This is a genomic window from Flavobacterium piscis, from assembly GCF_031457575.1.
GTDB classification, from domain to species: Bacteria; Bacteroidota; Bacteroidia; order Flavobacteriales; family Flavobacteriaceae; genus Flavobacterium; species Flavobacterium piscis_A.
On record NZ_JAVDWQ010000004.1, the window covers coordinates 265,125 to 284,729 of the forward strand.

General features: G+C 34.0%; 19 protein-coding genes and 1 pseudogene. 12 read left to right on the top strand and 8 right to left on the bottom strand.

The annotated features are described in order from the left end of the window. Window positions 1–27: 27 nt before the first annotated feature. The 4 genes from J2W48_RS08250 to J2W48_RS08265 all read left to right on the top strand — a co-directional run bounded on the left by J2W48_RS08250 (window position 28) and on the right by J2W48_RS08265 (window position 5,729). Window positions 28–3,600 carry a leucine--tRNA ligase gene (locus J2W48_RS08250; RefSeq protein ID WP_310280240.1) on the top strand — a complete coding sequence of 1,191 codons (3,573 nt, stop codon included), beginning with the start codon at window positions 28–30 and terminating at the stop codon, window positions 3,598–3,600. Between the two features lie 225 nt (window positions 3,601–3,825). After that, the gene (locus tag J2W48_RS08255; RefSeq protein WP_310280242.1) at window positions 3,826–4,668 is read left to right on the top strand and encodes an alpha/beta hydrolase; all 843 of its coding nucleotides are present in this window, start codon (window positions 3,826–3,828) and stop codon (window positions 4,666–4,668) included. A 4-nt stretch (window positions 4,669–4,672) separates the two neighbouring features. Continuing rightward, entirely contained in the window at window positions 4,673–5,146 is a 474-nt protein-coding gene (locus tag J2W48_RS08260) for an RNA polymerase sigma factor (protein WP_310280244.1), read from the top strand. Beyond that, window positions 5,133–5,729 carry a hypothetical protein gene (locus tag J2W48_RS08265; protein WP_310280246.1) on the top strand — a complete coding sequence of 199 codons (597 nt, stop codon included), beginning with the start codon at window positions 5,133–5,135 and terminating at the stop codon, window positions 5,727–5,729. Before J2W48_RS08260 ends, J2W48_RS08265 begins: the two co-directional genes overlap by 14 nt. 110 nt (window positions 5,730–5,839) lie before the next feature. Here J2W48_RS08265 and J2W48_RS08270 read toward each other — a convergent pair whose 3' ends face one another. Then, window positions 5,840–6,817 (bottom strand): hypothetical protein, encoded by a 978-nt coding sequence (locus tag J2W48_RS08270; protein WP_310280248.1) that lies wholly within the window; start codon window positions 6,815–6,817, stop codon window positions 5,840–5,842. 654 nt (window positions 6,818–7,471) lie between these two features. Between J2W48_RS08270 and J2W48_RS08275 the strand changes: the two are divergent. The 3 genes and pseudogenes from J2W48_RS08275 to J2W48_RS08285 form a co-directional block, all read left to right on the top strand. Continuing rightward, window positions 7,472–7,654 (top strand): annotated as a pseudogene (locus J2W48_RS08275) (response regulator); the annotation flags it as partial. A gap of 57 nt (window positions 7,655–7,711) precedes the next feature. Then, window positions 7,712–7,954: a response regulator transcription factor gene (locus J2W48_RS08280; protein ID WP_310280381.1), complete on the top strand. Its 243-nt coding sequence runs from the start codon at window positions 7,712–7,714 to the stop codon at window positions 7,952–7,954. Between the two features lie 100 nt (window positions 7,955–8,054). Next, a complete protein-coding gene (locus J2W48_RS08285) occupies window positions 8,055–8,741 on the top strand; it encodes a zinc metallopeptidase (RefSeq protein ID WP_310280250.1) in 687 nt (228 codons plus the stop codon). Between the two features lie 407 nt (window positions 8,742–9,148). On the opposite strand, the gene J2W48_RS08290 is transcribed toward J2W48_RS08285, so the two are convergent. The 3 genes from J2W48_RS08290 to J2W48_RS08300 all read right to left on the bottom strand — a co-directional run bounded on the left by J2W48_RS08290 (window position 9,149) and on the right by J2W48_RS08300 (window position 11,190). After that, the gene (locus J2W48_RS08290; protein ID WP_007811264.1) at window positions 9,149–9,619 is read right to left on the bottom strand and encodes an Lrp/AsnC family transcriptional regulator; all 471 of its coding nucleotides are present in this window, start codon (window positions 9,617–9,619) and stop codon (window positions 9,149–9,151) included. A 135-nt stretch (window positions 9,620–9,754) separates the two neighbouring features. Next, entirely contained in the window at window positions 9,755–10,504 is a 750-nt protein-coding gene (locus tag J2W48_RS08295; protein WP_310280254.1) for a uroporphyrinogen-III synthase, read from the bottom strand. 14 nt (window positions 10,505–10,518) lie between these two features. Beyond that, window positions 10,519–11,190, bottom strand: a complete 672-nt coding sequence (locus J2W48_RS08300) for a DUF4271 domain-containing protein (protein ID WP_310280256.1) — start codon at window positions 11,188–11,190, stop codon at window positions 10,519–10,521. A gap of 105 nt (window positions 11,191–11,295) precedes the next feature. On the opposite strand from J2W48_RS08300, the gene J2W48_RS08305 reads away from it, so the two are divergent. From J2W48_RS08305 to J2W48_RS08315, 3 genes are read left to right on the top strand one after another with little or no spacing between them, the layout of a single operon-like run. Beyond that, window positions 11,296–12,021, top strand: coding sequence for a polyprenol monophosphomannose synthase (locus J2W48_RS08305; protein ID WP_310280257.1), 726 nt, complete (start codon window positions 11,296–11,298; stop codon window positions 12,019–12,021). A gap of 9 nt (window positions 12,022–12,030) precedes the next feature. Continuing rightward, window positions 12,031–13,371, top strand: a complete 1,341-nt coding sequence (locus J2W48_RS08310) for a dihydroorotase (RefSeq protein WP_310280258.1) — start codon at window positions 12,031–12,033, stop codon at window positions 13,369–13,371. A 9-nt stretch (window positions 13,372–13,380) separates the two neighbouring features. Next, window positions 13,381–13,854: a DUF4296 domain-containing protein gene (locus tag J2W48_RS08315; RefSeq protein ID WP_310280260.1), complete on the top strand. Its 474-nt coding sequence runs from the start codon at window positions 13,381–13,383 to the stop codon at window positions 13,852–13,854. Window positions 13,855–13,857: 3 nt separating this feature from the next. Here J2W48_RS08315 and J2W48_RS08320 read toward each other — a convergent pair whose 3' ends face one another. Next, window positions 13,858–14,859, bottom strand: a complete 1,002-nt coding sequence (locus J2W48_RS08320; RefSeq protein ID WP_310280261.1) for an NAD-dependent epimerase/dehydratase family protein — start codon at window positions 14,857–14,859, stop codon at window positions 13,858–13,860. A 143-nt stretch (window positions 14,860–15,002) separates the two neighbouring features. Between J2W48_RS08320 and tyrS the strand changes: the two genes are divergently transcribed. Together tyrS and J2W48_RS08330 are read left to right on the top strand one after the other, a co-directional pair. Beyond that, complete coding sequence (gene tyrS, locus J2W48_RS08325; protein ID WP_310280263.1) at window positions 15,003–16,298, top strand: tyrosine--tRNA ligase; 1,296 nt, start codon at window positions 15,003–15,005, stop codon at window positions 16,296–16,298. A 176-nt stretch (window positions 16,299–16,474) separates the two neighbouring features. Then, a complete protein-coding gene (locus J2W48_RS08330; RefSeq protein WP_310280265.1) occupies window positions 16,475–16,819 on the top strand; it encodes a hypothetical protein in 345 nt (114 codons plus the stop codon). On the opposite strand, the gene J2W48_RS08335 is transcribed toward J2W48_RS08330, so the two are convergent. The 3 genes from J2W48_RS08335 to J2W48_RS08345 form a co-directional block, all read right to left on the bottom strand. Then, on the bottom strand, window positions 16,816–17,796 hold the full coding sequence (locus J2W48_RS08335; protein ID WP_310280267.1) for a LuxE/PaaK family acyltransferase: 981 nt from the start codon (window positions 17,794–17,796) through the stop codon (window positions 16,816–16,818). The two genes, J2W48_RS08330 and J2W48_RS08335, sit on opposite strands and share 4 nt — an antisense overlap. An 87-nt stretch (window positions 17,797–17,883) precedes the next feature. Further along, entirely contained in the window at window positions 17,884–18,222 is a 339-nt protein-coding gene (locus J2W48_RS08340; RefSeq protein ID WP_310280270.1) for a T9SS type A sorting domain-containing protein, read from the bottom strand. A 104-nt stretch (window positions 18,223–18,326) separates the two neighbouring features. After that, entirely contained in the window at window positions 18,327–19,517 is a 1,191-nt protein-coding gene (locus tag J2W48_RS08345; protein ID WP_310280272.1) for a hypothetical protein, read from the bottom strand. Window positions 19,518–19,605: the final 88 nt, after the last annotated feature.

Here is a 19,605-nt window from a genome sequence, read left to right on the forward strand (position 1 = left end):
TGTCACTCTGAACCTTTGAACCTTATAATGAAGTATAATCCAAACGAAATAGACGCGAAATGGCAAAAATATTGGGCTGAAAACCAAACTTTTGCTGCCAAAAACAATTCTGAAAAACCGAAGCATTATGTGTTAGACATGTTTCCTTATCCATCCGGAGCGGGATTACACGTTGGGCATCCGCTGGGTTATATCGCTTCAGATGTGTATTCTCGTTTCAAAAGACATCAGGGTTTCAATGTTTTGCATCCAATGGGATATGACAGTTTTGGATTGCCGGCTGAACAATATGCGATCCAGACCGGTCAGCGTCCGGAAGATACAACACGCGTAAATATTGACGGTGGAGTAGATAAAGAAGGAAAACAAATTGCGGGTTACCGTAAACAATTGGATAAAATTGGTTTCTCATTTGACTGGAGCCGTGAAGTACGTACATCAAATCCGGATTATTACAAACATACCCAATGGATATTTATTCAGCTGTTCAATTCCTGGTACAATAGAAACACAGACAAAGCCGAAGATATTTCGACTTTGGTAACCATTTTTGAAAATGAAGGGAATGCGAATGTAAATGCAGTTTCGGACGATAATATTCAAAGTTTTTCATCAGGCGAATGGAATGCATTTTCAGCAGATGAGCAGGAAAAAATATTACTACAATACAGATTAACCTATTTGGCAGAAACCGAAGTAAACTGGTGTCCCGGTTTAGGAACTGTTTTGGCAAATGACGAAATTGTAAACGGCGTTTCGGAACGTGGAGGATATCCTGTAATCCGTAAAAAAATGACACAATGGAGCATGCGAATTTCTGCTTATGCCGAACGTTTGCTTCAGGGTTTAAATGATATCGACTGGAGTGAGTCTATAAAAGAATCTCAAAGAAACTGGATTGGGAAATCAGTTGGCGCGATGGTTAAGTTTGCTGTAAAACCTCACCCCCAGCCCCTCTCCAGTGGAGAGGGGAGCCAGGCTGTTGAAAAAGGATATATGACAGCTAATGCTTCGATTGCTTCGCAATTGGTTAATAATGCGAGGGAAAACCGTAAGAATTCAACTGAGGCTGAAGATATTCTTTGGCAGGAAGTTAGAAATTCGAATTTAGGATATAAAATTCGAAGACAGCATTATATTGGAAATTTTATTGTTGATTTTGTTTGTCTGGAGAAAAAGTTAATTATTGAAGTTGACGGAGGTTATCACGATACAAAAGAGCAAATTGAATTAGATGAACTGCGAACTTTAGAGTTAGAACAAAAGCATATTTTTAAAGTTATTCGCTTTACAAACGAAGAAGTTTTAAAGGATATTGAATCAGTTTTATCAAAGATAAAAGAAGAATTAAGCCTGCGAAATTCTTTTAAAGATAAAGAGGAGCAAACTCCCCTCTCCACTGGAGAGGGGCTGGGGGTGAGGTTTATTGAAGTTTTCACAACCCGTCCCGATACCATTTTCGGAGTAACCTTCATGACTTTAGCTCCAGAACATGATTTGGTAGCTAAAATCACAACTCCGGAACAAAAAGCTGCCGTTGAAGCTTACATAGAAAAAACAGCAAAACGTTCAGAGCGTGAGCGTATGGCTGATGTAAAAACCATTTCAGGCGTATTTACGGGAGCTTATGCAGAACATCCTTTTACAAAAGAACCCATTCCAGTCTGGATTGGAGATTACGTTTTGGCAGGCTATGGAACTGGTGCTGTAATGGCGGTTCCTTGCGGAGATGAGAGAGATTATGCTTTTGCCAATTTCTTTAAAGGTCAAAACGGAATGCCGGAAATCAAAAATATTTTTGCTAATGTTGATATTTCTGAAGCCGCTTACGGATCAAAAGACAATGTTGAAATCGCAAATTCTGATTTCTTAAACGGATTAAATTATAAAGAGGCAACTCAAAAAGCGATTGAAAAATTAGAAGAAATAGGGCAGGGAACCGGAAAAACCAATTATCGCTTGCGTGATGCTGTGTTTTCGCGTCAGCGTTATTGGGGAGAACCTTTCCCGGTGTATTATGTAAACGGATTGCCAAAAATGATTGATGCACAGCATTTGCCCATTATTTTGCCGGAAGTAGAGAAATATCTACCAACCGAAGATGGTTTGCCTCCGTTAGGAAATGCAACAATCTGGGCTTGGGATACCAAAAACAATGAAGTTGTCAATACTGATTTGGTTGATAATTTTGAAATTTTCCCTCTTGAACTGAACACGATGCCAGGTTGGGCGGGAAGTTCCTGGTATTGGATGCGTTATATGGATGCACACAACGAAGACAAATTTGCAAGCAAAGAAGCGTTAGCGTATTGGGAAAGCGTAGATTTATATATTGGCGGAAGCGAGCACGCAACCGGACACTTATTGTATTCTCGTTTCTGGAATAAATTCTTAAAAGACAAAGGTTTTGCTCCAACCGAAGAGCCATTCAAAAAACTGATTAATCAGGGAATGATTTTGGGAGAGGGAGCTTATATACATGAACTTAAAATTGGGTTTAAATGGCACTTCAGTGATGATCGCCATGAGGTAGATGATAATGAAAGAATTCCTGAGATTTATAAAGAGTGTATTCCTAAAATTTTGATTTCTTACAACGGAGAAGATGGAACAGATTTTAAGAAACTTGATGATTATTTGAATTCCTCAGAAATTTTTAAAAGTATAAGAGATAACTATTTCTCTAAAATTGAATCTGAATTTCCTAATTCGAATATAACTGAAGAAGATAAAAAGATATGGGTTTCGAGTATTCAAAATATTCGTTTAGATATAAATCTTCTAAAATTTGGAACAAATGACTTAGATATTGAGAGATTTAGAAATGCTCCTTACTACAAAGATTTTTCAGATGCATTAATAATTGACAGAGAAGGAAAATTTACAGATAAATATACTTGTAAAAGAGAAATTGGAAAAATGTCAAAAAGTTGGCTTAATGTAGTAACTCCGGATGATATTTGTGCAGAATACGGAGCTGATACATTACGTTTGTACGAAATGTTTTTAGGCCCGTTAGAGCAGGCAAAACCCTGGAATACCGCTGGAATTTCGGGAGTTTTTGGTTTCCTTAAAAAATTATGGCGTTTGTATTTTGATGAAAATAACGGTTTAATCGTAAATAACGACGTACCAACAAAAGACAACTTAAAATCATTACACAAAACCATCAAAAAAGTAGCAGAAGATATTGAGAGTTTCTCTTTTAATACTTCAGTTTCCCAATTTATGATTTGTGTGAATGAATTGTCTTCTCAAAATTGTCATTCAAGAGCGATTTTAGAACCATTAGCTATTTTGGTTTCGCCTTACGCACCGCATATTGCTGAGGAATTATGGTCGCAATTGGGACATAAAGGTTCTATTTCGACAGTTGCTTTTCCTGTTTTTGATGCCAAACATTTGGTTGAAAGCAGTAAAGAATATCCGGTTTCTTTCAACGGAAAAATGCGTTTCACGATCGAATTGCCTTTGGATTTAACCAAAGAACAAATCGAGGAAATCATCATGAAAGATGAAAGAACGTTAAGACAATTAGATGGTAAAACACCCAATAAAGTGATTATTGTTCCTGGGAAGATTATTAATTTGGTTGGATAACCAAATAAATTCCAATATTTTAAATTCCAAATTCCAATTTTACGATTGGGGTTTGGGATTTTTTTTGTGGTAGTTTTTTCTTGCCACTAATTACACGGATTTTCACCAATTTAATTCGTGCAAATTAGTGTAATTCGTGGCAAACCTAATTTCCATTGTAACATTTTAATAGTTCTCGTATCCAAAGGGTGGATCCGATTAATTAACAATTTAAAACTATTAAAAATGAAAAAGTATATTTTGATTACCGCCCTTTTATTTTCAGCATTATGTTTAAATGTTTTAGCACAAACCAAATCGTATCCGTTTGAGGTTAACAAAACCGGAAAAGGAAAACAAGCCATTATATTTATTCCCGGATTTGCTTCTTCAGCAGATGTCTGGAACGAAACCAAAGCTAATTTCGAAAAAGATTTTACTTGTTACACTTTAACAATGGCAGGTTTCGCAGGTGCAAAACCGCAGCCGAATGTTACTTTCGAATATTGGAAAACAGAAATTGCCCATTACATCAAAAATAACAAAATAGAAAAACCAATTATAATTGGTCATAGCATGGGAGGCGGACTGGCACTGGCAATTGCAGCTGATTATCCGGAACTGATCGGGAAAATTGTAGTCGTGGATGCATTGCCGAGTTTGTCTACCCTGATGGATCCTTCTTTTAAATCAAAAGAAAATAATGATTGTTCGCCAATGGTCAATCAAATGATGGCAATGTCTGACAGTCAATTTTATGATATGCAAAAAATGAGTATTCCAAGACTGGTTGAAAATGCTTCAAAAAAGGATTTGATCATAGACTGGAGTGTAAAGTCAGACAGAAAAACATTTGCTGAAATGTATTGCGATTTCTCGAATACCGATTTGAGAGATAAAATTGCCACCATAAAATGTCCTTCCTTGATATTACTGGAATCGTATTTCGTAAATTTAAAACCTGCTATCGAAGAACAGTATAAAAACCTGAAAACTGCCAATCTTCAATATGCCAACAAAGGACTGCATTTTATTATGTACGACGATACAGCATGGTATTTGGAACAATTAAACAACTTTATAAAATAGAATAATGGAGTTTGAAGATATCTACAAAACGTATTGGGACAGAATATTCAGGCTTTGCATGGGATTTGTAAACGATTATGATACAGCACAAGATCTGGCTCAGGAAACTTTTATAATAGTCTGGCAGAAACTGGAAACTTTTAGAAACGAGTCGGCAATAGGAACCTGGATTTTCAGGATTGCCTCCAACAATTGCCTAAAGCAGATCGAGAAAGAAAAACGTTTCCCAAAATCAGATTTGCCCGTTCACCTTTCAGAAGAAAAACAAACTTCCATTGAACCACAGATTCAGTTTTTATATAAATGCATAGCTGAATTGCCGGAAACAGACCGTATTATTATTTCCCTGGAATTAGAAGATGTAAAACAGGCTGAAATTGCCAAAATCGTTGGACTTTCAGAAGCCAATGTACGCGTGAAAATTCACAGAACAAAAGAAAAACTGACTCAAAAATTTAAAGAAAATGGACAACGATAACAATATAGATTTTAAAGATTTATGGAAGAAACAAACCGTAAGTCAGCCTGATATTCAGGATTTGCTTTCCAGGGTGAGCGTGTTTAAAAAAGCGGCACTGCGCAGTTTGTGGATGACCAATATTATGCTTTTGGCAACAAGTATTTTTATCATTTTTATCTGGATATATTTTAAGCCTCAGTTAATATCAACTAAGATAGGAATCGTTTTGGTGATTCTCGCTATGGTGGTTTATCTGTTAGTTTACAATAAATTATTTGGAAAATATAAAGATATTGACGCTACTACTACTAATCATGATTATCTCCAAAAATTAGTTTTGATTAAAAAGAAACAGCAATTTTTACAAACTAATATGATGAGCCTGTATTTTGTGATGTTAAGTGCCGGAATTGGCTTATACATGTATGAATACGCAAGCCGAATGACTCTTTTGGGAGCCGGGTTGACTTATGGGATAACATTTTTATGGATTTTATTCAACTGGTTTTTCATTCGCCCCAAACAAATCAAAAAACAGCAGGACAAAATCAATAGTCTCATTCAGAGATTCGAAGAGGCAACGCATCAGTTAGAATCATAAAAAAAACCAAAAAGCACCTCAAAATACAATTTGAAGTGCTTTTTTGGGTTATGATTAAATTTAATATAAAATCATTTGTAGTATATTAGTTTTACTTAAAAAAAATAGTTTTATTTTTTAAGTAAGTCACTATCATAATCAAAATCTACATATAAAAAAAATTCATTTCCAACTAAAGGCTGATAAAGTCCTTGAATATGGCCCCCTTCAACCTGATAAGCAGTCCATTTTTGGCTACTTACACTGCTTATTTCACTGCCAGTTCCACTAGGATATTCCCTCGTGTATTCGAAGCCAGCTAATGGATTGTATCCTGATTGTGAAAATCCTGCTATGGAGTTACTATTTGTGCCGAAAAATGTTGGACAAGGTGTCATCATTTTTGTTGTGGGATCTCTGTAAATTGCGTTTAACCTAGTCCAGTATCTAAAAAATGTCCTTCCAAAATCATCTTTATGGGTTTGTCTTCCAGCACTAAATGCTATAATATATCTAAAATCTGCATCGTAAAATGATCCTTGCTTTCCTGAACTAGTGATGAATTTACTTGTTGTATTGTTTGAGTCACTGATTTTAAAATTAACTGGTTTTCCATTAATAAGAACGTCCCCCTTCTCATTTATAACTTCTGATGTTCTATTTTCAAATATAGTTTCTGTTAGGTTATATTTGTTTTTTTTAAGAAATTCATTATGTTTTATAAACAATTTGTTAGCCTTCTCTGGATTCACTAATTGTAATGAATTAATTTCATCAGCAATGCTTTGAATACTTACAAAATTTAATTTTTCCCTTAATTTGTTGATGTTAGATAATCTATCTAAATTATAGCTTCTTAAAATGGTTGATATAGAATTGTTGGATGGATTATTTTTAGAACTAGAACTTTTTGAAGTATATGTTTGAACTGTTTTAGTTTCCATTTCTGCTTTAATTGCATAAATTTCATCTACTTTTTCATCCATTTTTGACATTGATGAGAAATCAAGTACTTCACTGGTTTTAGTTACGATTTCAGATGTTGTCTCATCTTTAGAACATGAAATTATTGCTATAAGCATAATAGGAAATAAGAAATACTTTTTCATTTTTGTTATTTAAATTAAGATTACATTTTTACTCTTTAAGGATAACAGATACATTTAATCTGCTAATTCTTAAATTTATTCAGAAACAAAGATATAGGATTATTTTTAAATTTTAAATTAATAATATAAGTAAAAAACTATAAATATATTTACTTTTATACTATAGGGGATAAAGATAATAAAACATTAAAAAGTTAGCCATAATTGACAAATCAGAGAGATTTTTTAAAAGGAAAACAATTGTAAACAGGAAAGAAATTGTTTTTAATTTTATTTAAAGGGAAATAAGTGCAGGAATACAAAAAAGGATTTAATAACATTCTTATTGATTATTTATTATATTTCAAATTATATTAATGTAAATATTTTTGATCTACTATTTTTTCAATTATACTAATTTTTTGTAAGTTTGTTTAATAAATATTAAAGAAATATTTTGTTAAATTTTAAGCTTTGTAATTATGGAATTATTACTAAATTTAGTAGAAATTGTAAGTCAAATGCAGCTTGTCACTACTGCAGGGCCAATTCTTATTGGTGGTATCTTAATAGGTGCTTAGATCCAATTAAATTCAAAGAGACGTTCAATACGTCTCTTTAAACTTCTTAAATTTTCCGATGATGGTTTTAGCTGATTAAAGAAACCATGAGGTTGATTTAATTTTGATGGATATTTTTTTGCCGATACTAAATGGAGTTGATTTATGTAAAATAATCAAACAGAAATATCCTAAAATTGTAATTATCGGGATGAGCAGTCAGTCTGAAAGAAGCCTGGTGATGCAGTTTATTCAGAATGGAGGAAATGGTTACATTCTGAAAAGTGCTTCTTTTAACGAATTCAAAGACTGTATTTATAAAGCAATCGAAGGGGAAATTGTGTTTAGTGAAGAAGTGAAAACTATAATTAGCCAGCCATTGTCTGAAGATTTAGAGCGAATTCCGGCTTTAAGCAGAAGAGAACGTGATATTGCACTATTGCTTTCACAAGGAAAATCAACTCAGGAAATAGCGGAGGATTTGTTTTTAAGTTTCTTAACTGTTCAGACTCACCGACGAAATATTCTGCAGAAATATAAAACTAAAAATGTTGCAGAACTGATAACATTTCTACTTAAAAATAATCTTCTGAATTAAGAAAATTGGACTGAATAATGTCAAAATGTCATTTTGTTAAAGTGGTTCAGAAATTGCAGTTTGTTTCGTAACTTTAAATCTCAATCAAAAAACTAAAAATATGGGATATGAATATTTAATACTTGCCGGGGTAATTATGTTATTCAGCTGGCTGGTGAGTTCAAGGCTAAAGAGTAAATTCGAGCTATACTCGAAATTGCAATTGCAAAACGGAATGAGTGGTAAAGAAATTGCTGAAAAAATGCTTGCAGATAATGGTATCCGTGATGTTCGTGTAATTTCAACTCCGGGACAATTGACCGACCATTATAATCCTGCAGATAAAACAGTTAATTTAAGCGAAGCGGTGTATAACCATCGAAATGCAGCAGCGGCAGCAGTTGCAGCTCATGAGTGTGGTCACGCTGTTCAGCATTCTATTGGCTATGAGTGGTTGACTTTGCGTTCTACATTGGTACCTATAGTAAGTGTAGCCTCAAATTATGTGCAATGGATTTTGCTGGCCGGAATCCTGATGATTAGAACTTTTCCGCAATTATTGTTAGTCGGGATAGTGATTTTTGCCGCTACAACCTTATTTACAATTATAACTTTACCCGTTGAATATGATGCGAGTAACAGGGCATTAGCCTGGCTGGAAAATAAGCGTATGCTTACACAACAAGAGCAGGCAGGTGCAAAAGATGCATTGAAATGGGCAGCAAGAACGTATGTAGTGGCCGCTATTGGTTCAATTGCTACGTTGTTGTACTATATTTCGATTTATTCCGGAAGCAGGAGGAGCTAATGTGACAATTTAGAATATTAGTCAATTAGATAATTTTATTTTAGACTCGACAGATTTAATTTGTCGAGTCTTTTTGTTTTATGTTTTAATGGTGGAAATTTAAAATAATAAAAAATATAACCCATAATCCGGATATAATGTAAACACAGTTTAAGTATTCCTTGTTTTGGGATTTATAATATTTAAAGAAAAGTATTAAAGTGTAAATTATACTTATTGGAATTGAAAGCAGAAATAAAAAAGCGCCTATTCCAGGTGCACATGGGCCACTTGGACTTATTTTGTCACATAAGTACGCTATTATAAAGTAGCCAATGAAAAAAAGTATTGTTTTGAGTTCAGGTCTAATGTTTATCATTAAGAATTTTAAAGAATTATCTAATTATCTAAATTGACATATTGTCTAATTAAAGCTGAATCTGTCTGTCAATCTGCTGGTCTAATGAAATAAACGTTTCAGTTCTTGAAACTCCTTCGATAGCCTGAATTTTAGTGTTTAAAAGCTGCATCAAATGTTCGTTGTCGCGACAGATGATCTTAATCAAAACCGACCAGTTTCCGGTTGTATAATGGCATTCCAGAACTTCGGGTATTTTTTTCAGGTCTTTTACAGCTTCAGAGTTTCGGGATGCTTTGTCAAGATAAACACCAATAAACGCCATGGTATTGTAACCTAAAACTTTAGGGTTTACGGTAAATTTTGAGCCTGAAATCACACCTGATTGTTCCAGTTTTTTCAAACGTTGATGAATAGCAGCTCCGGAAATTCCTATTTTGTTGGCAATCTGTAAAATTGGTTTTCTGGCATCATCCATTAGGTAACGAAGGATTTCCTTGTCGATACCGTCAATTTCAATTAATAGGGAGTTGATTTTCATAACTTGATATTTGAAACTAATTCTTGTAGTTTGGTTTAGAATAGGAATCAAATGTAGTTAAAATACTGTAAAAAAGAAAATTCCAAATTTCAACAGGTTAAAGCTGAAATTTGGAATTTAAAATATTTTACAGGATTATTTTCCTTTGTTTGCTTCGCTAATGTACTTCTCTAAAGCCATTGTCATAGAAGGTGTTTCCGGAGTTGGGGCAAGAATATCAATTCTTAAACCATGATCAAGAGCTTCTTTTTGAGTTGTGCTTCCAAAAACAGCAATTCTGGTATCGTTTTGTTTAAAATCAGGAAAGTTTTTGAACAACGATTTTATTCCGGTTGGACTAAAAAACGCTAAAACATCATAATAAACATCAGCCAAATCAGATAAGTCGCTCATTACCGTTTTATAAAAAACAGCTTGTGCCCAGTCTACTTTTAAATTATTCAAAGTAATTGGCGCATCGGCATTTAACTGATCAGATGCAGGAAGCAGAAATTTTTCGTCTTTGTATTTTTTGATTAGCGGAGATAAATCGGCAAAATCTTTAGCTCCTACATATATTTTACGCTTTCTGTAAACTACATATTTTTGCAGGTAAAAAGCAACTGCTTCAGATTGACAAAAATACTTCAATCCTTCAGGAACTTTGTAGCGCATTTCCTCGGCTACTCTAAAAAAATGATCTACCGCATTTCGGCTTGTCAAGATAATCGCAGTATAATGATTAAGATCGATTTTTTGTAATCTGATCTCTTTTGCGTTAACCCCTTCCACATGAATAAAAGGTCTGAAATCAATTTTTATTTTGTGTTTTTGTTGGAGCTCAAAGTAAGGAGAATTCTCCACTTTAGGTTCAGGCTGTGACACCAAAATTGTTTTCACTTTCATATTATAAACATTTTCTAAGCACTCCCTTTTGTTATCCAATAATAAAGAAAATAATAAGGGGCTATTTCAAGAGCGCAAAGATATAAAATAAAATAAAATAACTTGCTGAATATTATATTTTGATACGTTTTAATTGAAATAAAATAGGAGAATAAGCTTATACATACTGAAACCCCTATTATTACTAGGGGAATAATTTGCGGAATATTCTCATAATAAAACAGAATTGCATTTACAGGAAGAATCAAAACGCCAATGTAAGTTCTGTAAGTTACTTTTTGCAGGTTAAAAACATCTGTAAATTCATCTATATTGAAAGAAGTTGCTACAATTTTTTCGATTAAAAACTTAGCGAGGATAAAATAAAACAAAAACGTAGCAATCTGAATGAATAATACCCAATCGGTTTTTGTTTCGATGTGTCCAAAAATATACATCGTAAGCTGAATGAAAAAGGTATAGGACACAATTTGCACTAAGAACAGGGATATCGTAAAACGGCTTTTTAAATGACTGGTGTCGCGATAAATTTTAACGTATTTATCAGAGAAAATAAGCTTTGTAAATTCGCTGAATCTGTTTTCATAAGCAGACTTTGTAACAGCAATAACCGCAAATGCCAACACAAATAAAAGTGTAGCCCAATCTTTGTTTTCGAGAATCCTGGGATGAAGTTGTTCAATCATAGCGCTACAAAATTAGTAATTTTTTATATCAATACTTTTATTATAAATTTATTATGAATCAAATGGCATAAAAAGTTTACTTTTGCGGTGAAATTACGCAGAAAAATGAATGATAGTATTGTCATAATTCCCACTTATAACGAAATCGAAAACATAGAAAGTATAGTCAGGGCTGTACTTTCACAACACAAACCTTTTCATCTTTTAATAATTGATGATAATTCCCCGGATCATACAGCTGACAAAGTTATTGCTTTGCAGGAAGAGTTTTCCGGAAGATTATTTCTTGAAAAAAGAGCCAAAAAGTCAGGTTTGGGAACTGCATATGTTCATGGTTTTAGATGGGCTTTAGAGCGCAAATATGATTATATTTTTGAAATGGATGCCGACTTTTCGCATAATCCAAACGATCTTGAGAAGTTATATGATGCCTGCCATTTTGGAGGAGCTGATTTAGCGATTGGTTCCCGTTATGTAACAGGTGTAAATGTGGTCAACTGGCCATTAAGCCGTGTGTTGATGTCTTATTTTGCTTCGGTTTATGTGAAATTTATTACCGGAATGAAAATTCATGATGCCACTGCCGGTTTTGTTTGTTATAAAAAGGAAGTTCTGGAAAAGATAAACCTTAACAAAATAAAATTTGTGGGATATGCTTTTCAGATCGAAATGAAGTACAGGACTTACTGTGCGAAATTTGAAATCACAGAAGTTCCTATAATTTTTACAGACAGGACTAAAGGAGTTTCAAAAATGAGCAATGCCATTATCAAAGAAGCTATTTTTGGTGTAATTTCGCTTAGATTAAAAAAATTAGTCAATTCATTATAAACTCAAAACATGAATAGGATTTTAATAAAAAATGCTAAAATTGTAAACGAAGGGACGATTTTTGAAGGCGATGTCTTGATAGAAAACGACTTAATTGTTGAAGTTGCCGATAGCATTAGCCTAAAAACATCAGATTGTATCGTTATAGATGCCGAAGGGAATTATTTGATGCCGGGTGCAATTGATGATCAGGTACATTTTAGAGAACCGGGATTAACACACAAAGGAGATATAGAATCTGAATCCAGAGCTGCTGTTGCAGGCGGAATCACTTCTTTTATCGAACAGCCAAATACGGTTCCAAATGCAGTTACACAAGAAATTTTAGAAGATAAATATCAAATTGCCGCCGTAAAATCATTTGCGAATTATTCGTTTATGATGGGTGCTACCAATGATAATTTAGATGAAGTTTTAAAAACCAATCCGAAAAACGTTGCCGGAATCAAGATTTTCTTAGGTTCTTCGACCGGAAATATGCTGGTTGATAATGAAGCGACTTTAGAAAAAATATTTTCAAGTACGCCTATGTTAATTGCTGTTCATTGCGAGGATGAAACAACGATTCAAAATAATCTGGCTGCTTTTAAAGAACAATATGGTGATGATGTTCCGGTTACGGCCCATCATTTAATCAGAAGTGCAGAGGCTTGTTATATTTCATCTTCAAAAGCAGTTGCTTTGGCTAAAAAAACCGGAGCACGTTTGCATGTTTTTCATCTTTCGACTGCGAAAGAAATGGAATTGTTTACCAATAAAATTCCATTAGAAGATAAAAAAATTACCGCCGAGGTGTGTGTGCATCATCTTTGGTTTACTGATGAAGATTATAAAACGAAAGGGAATTTTATTAAATGGAATCCTGCCGTAAAAACGGCTGAGGACAGAAAAGAACTTTGGAAAGCTTTAAATGATGGTCGTATTGATGTTATTGCTACAGACCATGCCCCACATACAAAAGATGAAAAAAATCAATCGTATTTAAATGCGCCTTCTGGCGGGCCATTAGTTCAGCATGCTGTAATAGCTATGTTTGAAGCACATCATCAGGGGAAAATTACGATTGAGAAAATTGTAGAGAAAATGTGCCATAATCCGGCAAAAATTTTCAAAATCGAAAAAAGAGGTTTTGTAAAAGAAGGCTACTTTGCCGACTTGGTAATTGTTAACCCGAGTTTACCCTGGAGTGTGAAACCTGAGAATATTTTAGCAAAATGTGGCTGGTCTCCTTTTGAAAATTATACTTTTAAATCCAGAATTACACATACTTTTGTAAACGGTGAACTGGTTTACAATAATTTTAAGGTAAAAGATGTCCGCGCAGGCAAAAGACTATTGTTTGAAAGATAAAAAGCTGAAATGAAAAAGTTTATATTGATAGTATTGGTTTTATTTCTTTCCATAAGTTGTAAAAAGGATTTGGTTAAAGAACCCAAACAGCTTATTAAGAAAGAAAAAATGATTGATATTATGTATGATTTATCTCTTTTGGAGGCAATAAGATATCAAAATCCGGCTTCTTTGGATTCAATGGAAACCAGTCCTGCAAAGTTTATTTTGCAAAAATACAAAGTAGACAGTCTGCAATTTGCACAGAGTAATATGTATTATGCTGCCGATTATCAAAACTACAAGGACATATATGATGAGGTTGGTAAGCGATTGGAAAAGAATAAAAAAATAGCCGACTCATTAGTTAAAATAGAAGAAAAAAAGGCCGCCAAGGCAAAAAAGAATAAAATAAACGATACAAAAAATGACTCCGTTAAAATACCGGTCAGAAAAATCAATATTGATTCTATTAAAAGAAGAATGCAATTGATAAAAAAATAAATTTTATAGTCCTGATACTTCTTTTATATATTGATGTACATCTGAAAAAACCGTTCCCAGAGCGGTTTTTATTTTTTCATTAGAATAGAGGTTTCCGGAATAGGAAGCTTTTGCAGTAGCTTTTGTAATGCTTCTTTTTTGGAAAAACAAAGTTGAGAAACCCCAATCTGCAATCCAAAGAAAATTCATGAATAAAGGCGTTGCATGGATGCTTGGTTTTTTTACTTGCAAAGCCTCGGCAATCGTATTGAGAATATCCCGAAACACAACATTTTCAGCAATTAAAGTAAAACGCTCGTTTTTGACCTCACTTTTCATTAATTCAAATGCAATTTTCACAACATCATTAACAGTAATAAATCCGGTACTTCCCAATGTGTAAAACGAAAGTCCGTTAGCTACTTTTGTATAAAGTTCAGCACTGCCTTGTGTGTCTTTTTTTGTTTTTGGAATTGGTCCTAAAATCACGCCCGGATTTAAAATAAGAACATCTAATCCTTCCTGAAGCCCTCGCCAGACTTCCATTTCGGAACCATATTTAGAGATAGCATAATCGCTGTGTGGTTTTTCAGGATTCCAGTCGGTTGCTTCTGTAATGTAAACTTCATGGGGAGCTAAATCGCCTAAAGCTGCAATGGAGCTCACGAAACAGAATTTCTTAATTTCTTTAGCAATAGAAAAGTTAACCATATTGGCGGTTCCTTCGATGTTTGTTTTTCTTAATACATCTTCATCTCTTGGGTCAAATGAAATCAAAGCAGCACAATGATAAACATATTCAATTCCGGTAAATGCCAATTCAAGCGTAGGAATATCTAAAATATCGGCTTCAAGCCAATCTATTTTTTCAAATAAATCCCCTTTTTGGTATAATTCAAAAACCGATTTTGTTTTTTGAATGTTGTTTTTTGTTCGATAAATAGCCCGAACAGTTTCTCCATTTTCAATCAAATGAAGCAATAAATGAGCGCCAACTAAACCTGTTCCTCCAGTAACTAATATCATTTTGTAAAGATAAGTTTTTGCTTGGAAGGTGCAAAGAGGCAGAGGCTCAAAGTTGCAGAGGTTTTTCTTTTGATGTTTGCATTGAAATTGTTTTTTGACATTGCCATTGCCATTGTTTATATTTGCACAAAATATTTTAAAAAATGAAGAATCTAGTTGAAGAATTAAAGTGGCGCGGTTTATACCATGATAGCATGCCAGGAACGGAAGAACAATTGCTAAAAGAGGTAACGGCGGCATATATTGGTTTTGATCCAACGGCAGATTCGCTGCATATTGGCAGTATGGTTCAGATCATTTTATTGGTTCATTTGAAAAATTTTGGTCATCAGCCAGTTGCTCTTGTGGGTGGCGCTACCGGAATGATTGGTGATCCTTCCGGAAAATCTGACGAAAGAAATTTGTTGAACGAAGAAACTTTGGCAAAAAATGTTGCCGGGATCAAAAGTGTTTTATCTCGTTTCTTAGACTTTAATTCAAATGAACCAAATGCTCCAATTATGGTAAACAACTATGATTGGATGAAAGAATTCTCTTTTATTGATTTTGCCCGTGAAGTTGGAAAACGTATTACGGTAAATTATATGATGGCGAAAGATTCCGTTAAAAAGAGAATCAACGGAGAGGGCGAAGGAATGTCTTTCACAGAATTCACCTATCAATTAATTCAGGGTTACGATTTTTATCATTTATATAAAAACAACAATTGCCTTTTGCAGATGGGAGGTTCTGACCAATGGGGAAATATCACCACAGGGACGGAATTAGTTCGCAGAATGGGAGGCGAGAATGCAAAAGCTTTTGCATTAACAACACCTTTAATTACAAAAGCAGACGGATCTAAATTCGGAAAATCCGAAGGAGGAAATGTTTGGCTGGATGCGGATAAAACTTCAGTTTACAAATTTTACCAATTTTGGGTAAATGCAACTGATGTTGATGCTGAGAAATATATCAAGATTTTTACTTTCTTAGACAGAACTGTAATTGATGCTTTAATTGAAGAGCATAAAACAGCTCCGCATTTAAGGGTTTTACAAAAGAAACTGGCTGAAGAAATCACGATTTTTGTTCATAGTAAAGAAGAGTTGGAAAAAGCAATTCAGGCTTCGAATATTTTATTTGGAAATTCAACTGCTGAAGATTTAAAACAATTGGATGAAGCTACTTTTTTGGAAGTTTTTGACGGAGTTCCGCAAGCTGAAATCGCAAAAGCAGATTTAGAAAACGGATTAGATATTGTTACTGTTTTGAACGAAAAAACAGGTTTTTTTAAATCAAACGGAGAAGCGAGACGTGCGTTGACAGCAAATTCAATTTCCGTAAACAGAGAAAAAATCAAAGAAGATTTTGTGTTGACTGCAAATGATTTAATCAATAATCAGTTTGTGTTGTTGCAAAGCGGAAAGAAGAATTATTTTGTGTTGAGGATTGTTTAATCGGTTAATTGTTTATGCGGAATGTATAGCCGATTAAGAGATTAAACAAATCAACAAATTAGCAATTAAACACTTATAATAATCTACCAATACCTCAAAAGAGTTGTTGAGATTTTTTTGTGATTAGAATGAGATTATGATTTATTTTAGTAAGTTTATTACTTAAATTAAAAAAGATGTTTGGACTTCTGTTTTTTTATTGGATTTGGAAAGCATTCAGTAATTTGGCCATTGAATACAATAAGAATAAATGGAAATATTTCTTCTTTGGATTAGGATCGTATTACGGAATTACTTTTTTGGCAGCGATCATTTATGTTATCATAATTGCTTTTGTGAACGGAATAGATGCCCTGGATGATGATAGTTATTATAACTCTGGATTAGATTTTGTATTTGCTATTTTAGGAGGTTTAGGATGTTATGGCATCTATAAATATTTAGAAAATAAAGGACAAGAAGAAAAAGAATTATTGAGAAAAGAAGGAATAGACAGTATTGGTTTGGTGAAAGAGAATTAAAGAACCATCAAATTACAACCACGAATATCAGAATTATCAAAACGTCCCAATACCTCGAAAGAGTTGTTGGGATTTTTTTTGCCTAAATCCTGCGTAGCAATAAAAGAACACGAATTGATATTGGCCAAATCGATAACGTTGATTCCGCCAGTTTTTCCGTCTTTCACATAAGTTAATGCGTCTTCGGGATCACGGACTAAAATATGCATCCATGATGAACATTCAAAAATACCTTCGCCGAGAGAATACGCTTGCGCCAAAAGTTCGGTCATTCCATATTCAGAATGAATTGCTGAAACTCCAAATCCTTTGCAAAGCTGTTCGTGTAATTCTTCGCGAATCATTTCTTTGCGTTTGCCTTTCATTCCTCCGGTTTCCATAATAATGGTATTCTTAAGCTGAAACTGGTGCTTTTCAATCAAATCTAATAGAGCATAGGTAACACCAATTAAAATCACATTTTGTCCAGATTTATCTAGGGCAGTAAGTTTTTTAATTAAGTCATCATGATTGTGTAAATAAAAGCCACTCTCAGGATGATTGGACAATTTTATTAAGTCTTCAACCATGTAAATAAGCGAAGATCCATCGCGTTCGAGGTAAGAGGGTAAAAGGGCTAAAACAACGTAATCTTCTATGTTGCCGTAAAATTGAGAAAATCCGTTGCGGTAGCTTTCTTCATAGAGAGAAACATCGGTAACCAAATGTCTGCTGGTAATCATTCCGGTGGTTCCGCTGCTGGTAAAAGTTATCTGAGCAGGATTGGTGTTTGAAACTACTTCGTGAGTTTTGAAGAACTGTATCGGTAAAAAAGGAATTTGCTCCAAAGATTTTACCTGTTGTGGATTTACTTTCAAAAAGTTGCAAAAGTCACGATATACCTGATTATTTTCATGTTGAAAACGAAACACTTTTAATGCTGTTTTTTCAAATTGTTTCTGACTCGAAATAGTAAATATATCAGTAGCTGTAATCAAATCTTTTTTTGTGCAAAGGTATAAATAATTGTAGGATGTATGGGCAATAAAAAAGCTCCAATGTTATTTTGGAGCTTTGAAATATTTTTACCTTATAATTAATTTCCGTGTTGCGGAGGTGTTTTCTTCACTTATTTTAATAATGTAAACTCCTGGAGTCAAATCAGAAACATTAAGTTCTTTTGAATTCAAATGTGCCTGAAGCACCTTTTTTCCGAGGACATCAAAGACTACAATTTCTTTTTCTAAGTCATTTTTAGTAGAGATGTAAACTTTTCCGTTTACTACAGGATTAGGGTACAGGCTCAGACCTTCTATAGATTTTGAATCCTGAGGTTTTGGCAACTGTTTACTATCTTGAGCAGAAATGCTCAGGGTAAAGAAAAAAGCCAGTAAGAATGTGATATAAAAGTAGTTTTTTGCCATTGTTTTATTTTGGTTACGTAAATATACAAAAAAGTTTTCAAAAACTACACCAAAAAAAAACATCCTAAAATTTTAGGATGTTTTTAACAGTTTATAAGTGAGCTTTATAGCTTTTCTAATAAGTTTACGCCGTCAACAATTGCCCAGGCTCCAGGAGTTAAAGCGGCTCCAGTTGCTGTTGTGCTTGTTGTGAAATTTCCATCAGGAAAACCAATTGTAAAACCTGCAGCTCCTGTTCCTGTTAAAGCTGTAGCAGCATCTTCAACTTTTACATTTAACATTTTGATTTTTCCACCAGCAACCTGATTAGTGTTTGTAGCAGCTTCCTGGATTCTTACAGCAACAGCACCTGTCGAAGTGTAACCTGAGATTACAACGTTTGAATACTCACCATTTCCGTCTTTTTTGAATTGGATTGCATCAATTTCTGTTGGGTTTCCAGCTTCAGTTACTGTTCCGGCAGCTCTTCTTAAAGTAATATTTGAAACTTTAGGGAAGAATGAATTGTTAACACTTTTTGCTTCAATTTCCATTCCGAAATTTCCAGCACCAGTTTGGTAAGCATACCAGTTAGTGTTTTCTTGTCCTTGCCATCCATCTTGCCAGTCAAAAGAATCATCTGTATTTCCGTAAGAGATTAAGTTTTTAGCACTTACAGTTCCTCCATAAAATTCGAAACCATCATCAGCACCTTTGTAAGCTACTAAGTTTTCTAAAACTGTTCCTGAACCTACAGCGTAGAATGAAAAACCATTCATTTCTGAATTTCCGTCAAGGATTTTCTTTCCAGCATATTCTACACGAACGTATTTCAATGAACCACTGCTGTGAGTAGGATTTGAACCTCCGTATATTATATTTGTTCCGTCCTCAGAAGTTGCTGTTGTGATTGGAGTTCCGTCAGCTGTTTTTCCTGAAACTATTGGCGCATCACCAAACATGATAATTCCACCCCAGGATCCTGCAGTTTTAGATTTTTCTGTAAATACTACTGGCTCAGCAGCTGTACCAGCTACAATTAGTTTGCCGTCTTTTTCTACTAACAAAGCATCTGGTCCGTTAACTGCATCAGCAGTAATAATTGATCCTGCTTCAAAAGTTAACGTTACATCTTTCTTTACTCTTACAGTTCCGCTTATTGTGTACACACCTTTGATATATGTTTTGGAAGCAGTAATATCTCCGGTAATATCTCCAGAACCTGTTGCCGGAGGAGTCACAGTATCATCATCGCTAGAAGAACAACTTGCGAAAATTAAGCTTAAAAAAGTAAGACTGATTGCTAATTTTTTCATTTTTAATGATTTTGATTATTTTTTTTGTGTTATTATGTTGATTCAAAAGTACTTCCGGTATTTCTAAATTTGGTTAGCTAATTGTTAT

Bases quoted from the DNA above. Each gene is read 5' to 3' on its own strand.
- J2W48_RS08300 (WP_310280256.1), bottom strand. From the start codon at position 11,190: ATGATTGAACAACTTCATCCCAGGATTCTCGAAAACAAAGATTGGGCT.
- J2W48_RS08305 (WP_310280257.1), top strand. From the start codon at position 11,296: ATGAATGATAGTATTGTCATAATTCCCACTTATAACGAAATCGAAAAC.
- J2W48_RS08265 (WP_310280246.1), top strand. From the start codon at position 5,133: ATGGACAACGATAACAATATAGATTTTAAAGATTTATGGAAGAAACAA.
- J2W48_RS08315 (WP_310280260.1), top strand. From the start codon at position 13,381: ATGAAAAAGTTTATATTGATAGTATTGGTTTTATTTCTTTCCATAAGT.
- J2W48_RS08260 (WP_310280244.1), top strand. From the start codon at position 4,673: ATGGAGTTTGAAGATATCTACAAAACGTATTGGGACAGAATATTCAGG.
- J2W48_RS08295 (WP_310280254.1), bottom strand. From the start codon at position 10,504: ATGAAAGTGAAAACAATTTTGGTGTCACAGCCTGAACCTAAAGTGGAG.
- J2W48_RS08330 (WP_310280265.1), top strand. From the start codon at position 16,475: ATGTTTGGACTTCTGTTTTTTTATTGGATTTGGAAAGCATTCAGTAAT.
- J2W48_RS08345 (WP_310280272.1), bottom strand. From the start codon at position 19,517: ATGAAAAAATTAGCAATCAGTCTTACTTTTTTAAGCTTAATTTTCGCA.
- tyrS (WP_310280263.1), top strand. From the start codon at position 15,003: ATGAAGAATCTAGTTGAAGAATTAAAGTGGCGCGGTTTATACCATGAT.
- J2W48_RS08250 (WP_310280240.1), top strand. From the start codon at position 28: ATGAAGTATAATCCAAACGAAATAGACGCGAAATGGCAAAAATATTGG.
- J2W48_RS08270 (WP_310280248.1), bottom strand. From the start codon at position 6,817: ATGAAAAAGTATTTCTTATTTCCTATTATGCTTATAGCAATAATTTCA.
- J2W48_RS08255 (WP_310280242.1), top strand. From the start codon at position 3,826: ATGAAAAAGTATATTTTGATTACCGCCCTTTTATTTTCAGCATTATGT.
- J2W48_RS08310 (WP_310280258.1), top strand. From the start codon at position 12,031: ATGAATAGGATTTTAATAAAAAATGCTAAAATTGTAAACGAAGGGACG.
- J2W48_RS08340 (WP_310280270.1), bottom strand. From the start codon at position 18,222: ATGGCAAAAAACTACTTTTATATCACATTCTTACTGGCTTTTTTCTTT.
- J2W48_RS08285 (WP_310280250.1), top strand. From the start codon at position 8,055: ATGGGATATGAATATTTAATACTTGCCGGGGTAATTATGTTATTCAGC.
- J2W48_RS08290 (WP_007811264.1), bottom strand. From the start codon at position 9,619: ATGAAAATCAACTCCCTATTAATTGAAATTGACGGTATCGACAAGGAA.
- J2W48_RS08320 (WP_310280261.1), bottom strand. From the start codon at position 14,859: ATGATATTAGTTACTGGAGGAACAGGTTTAGTTGGCGCTCATTTATTG.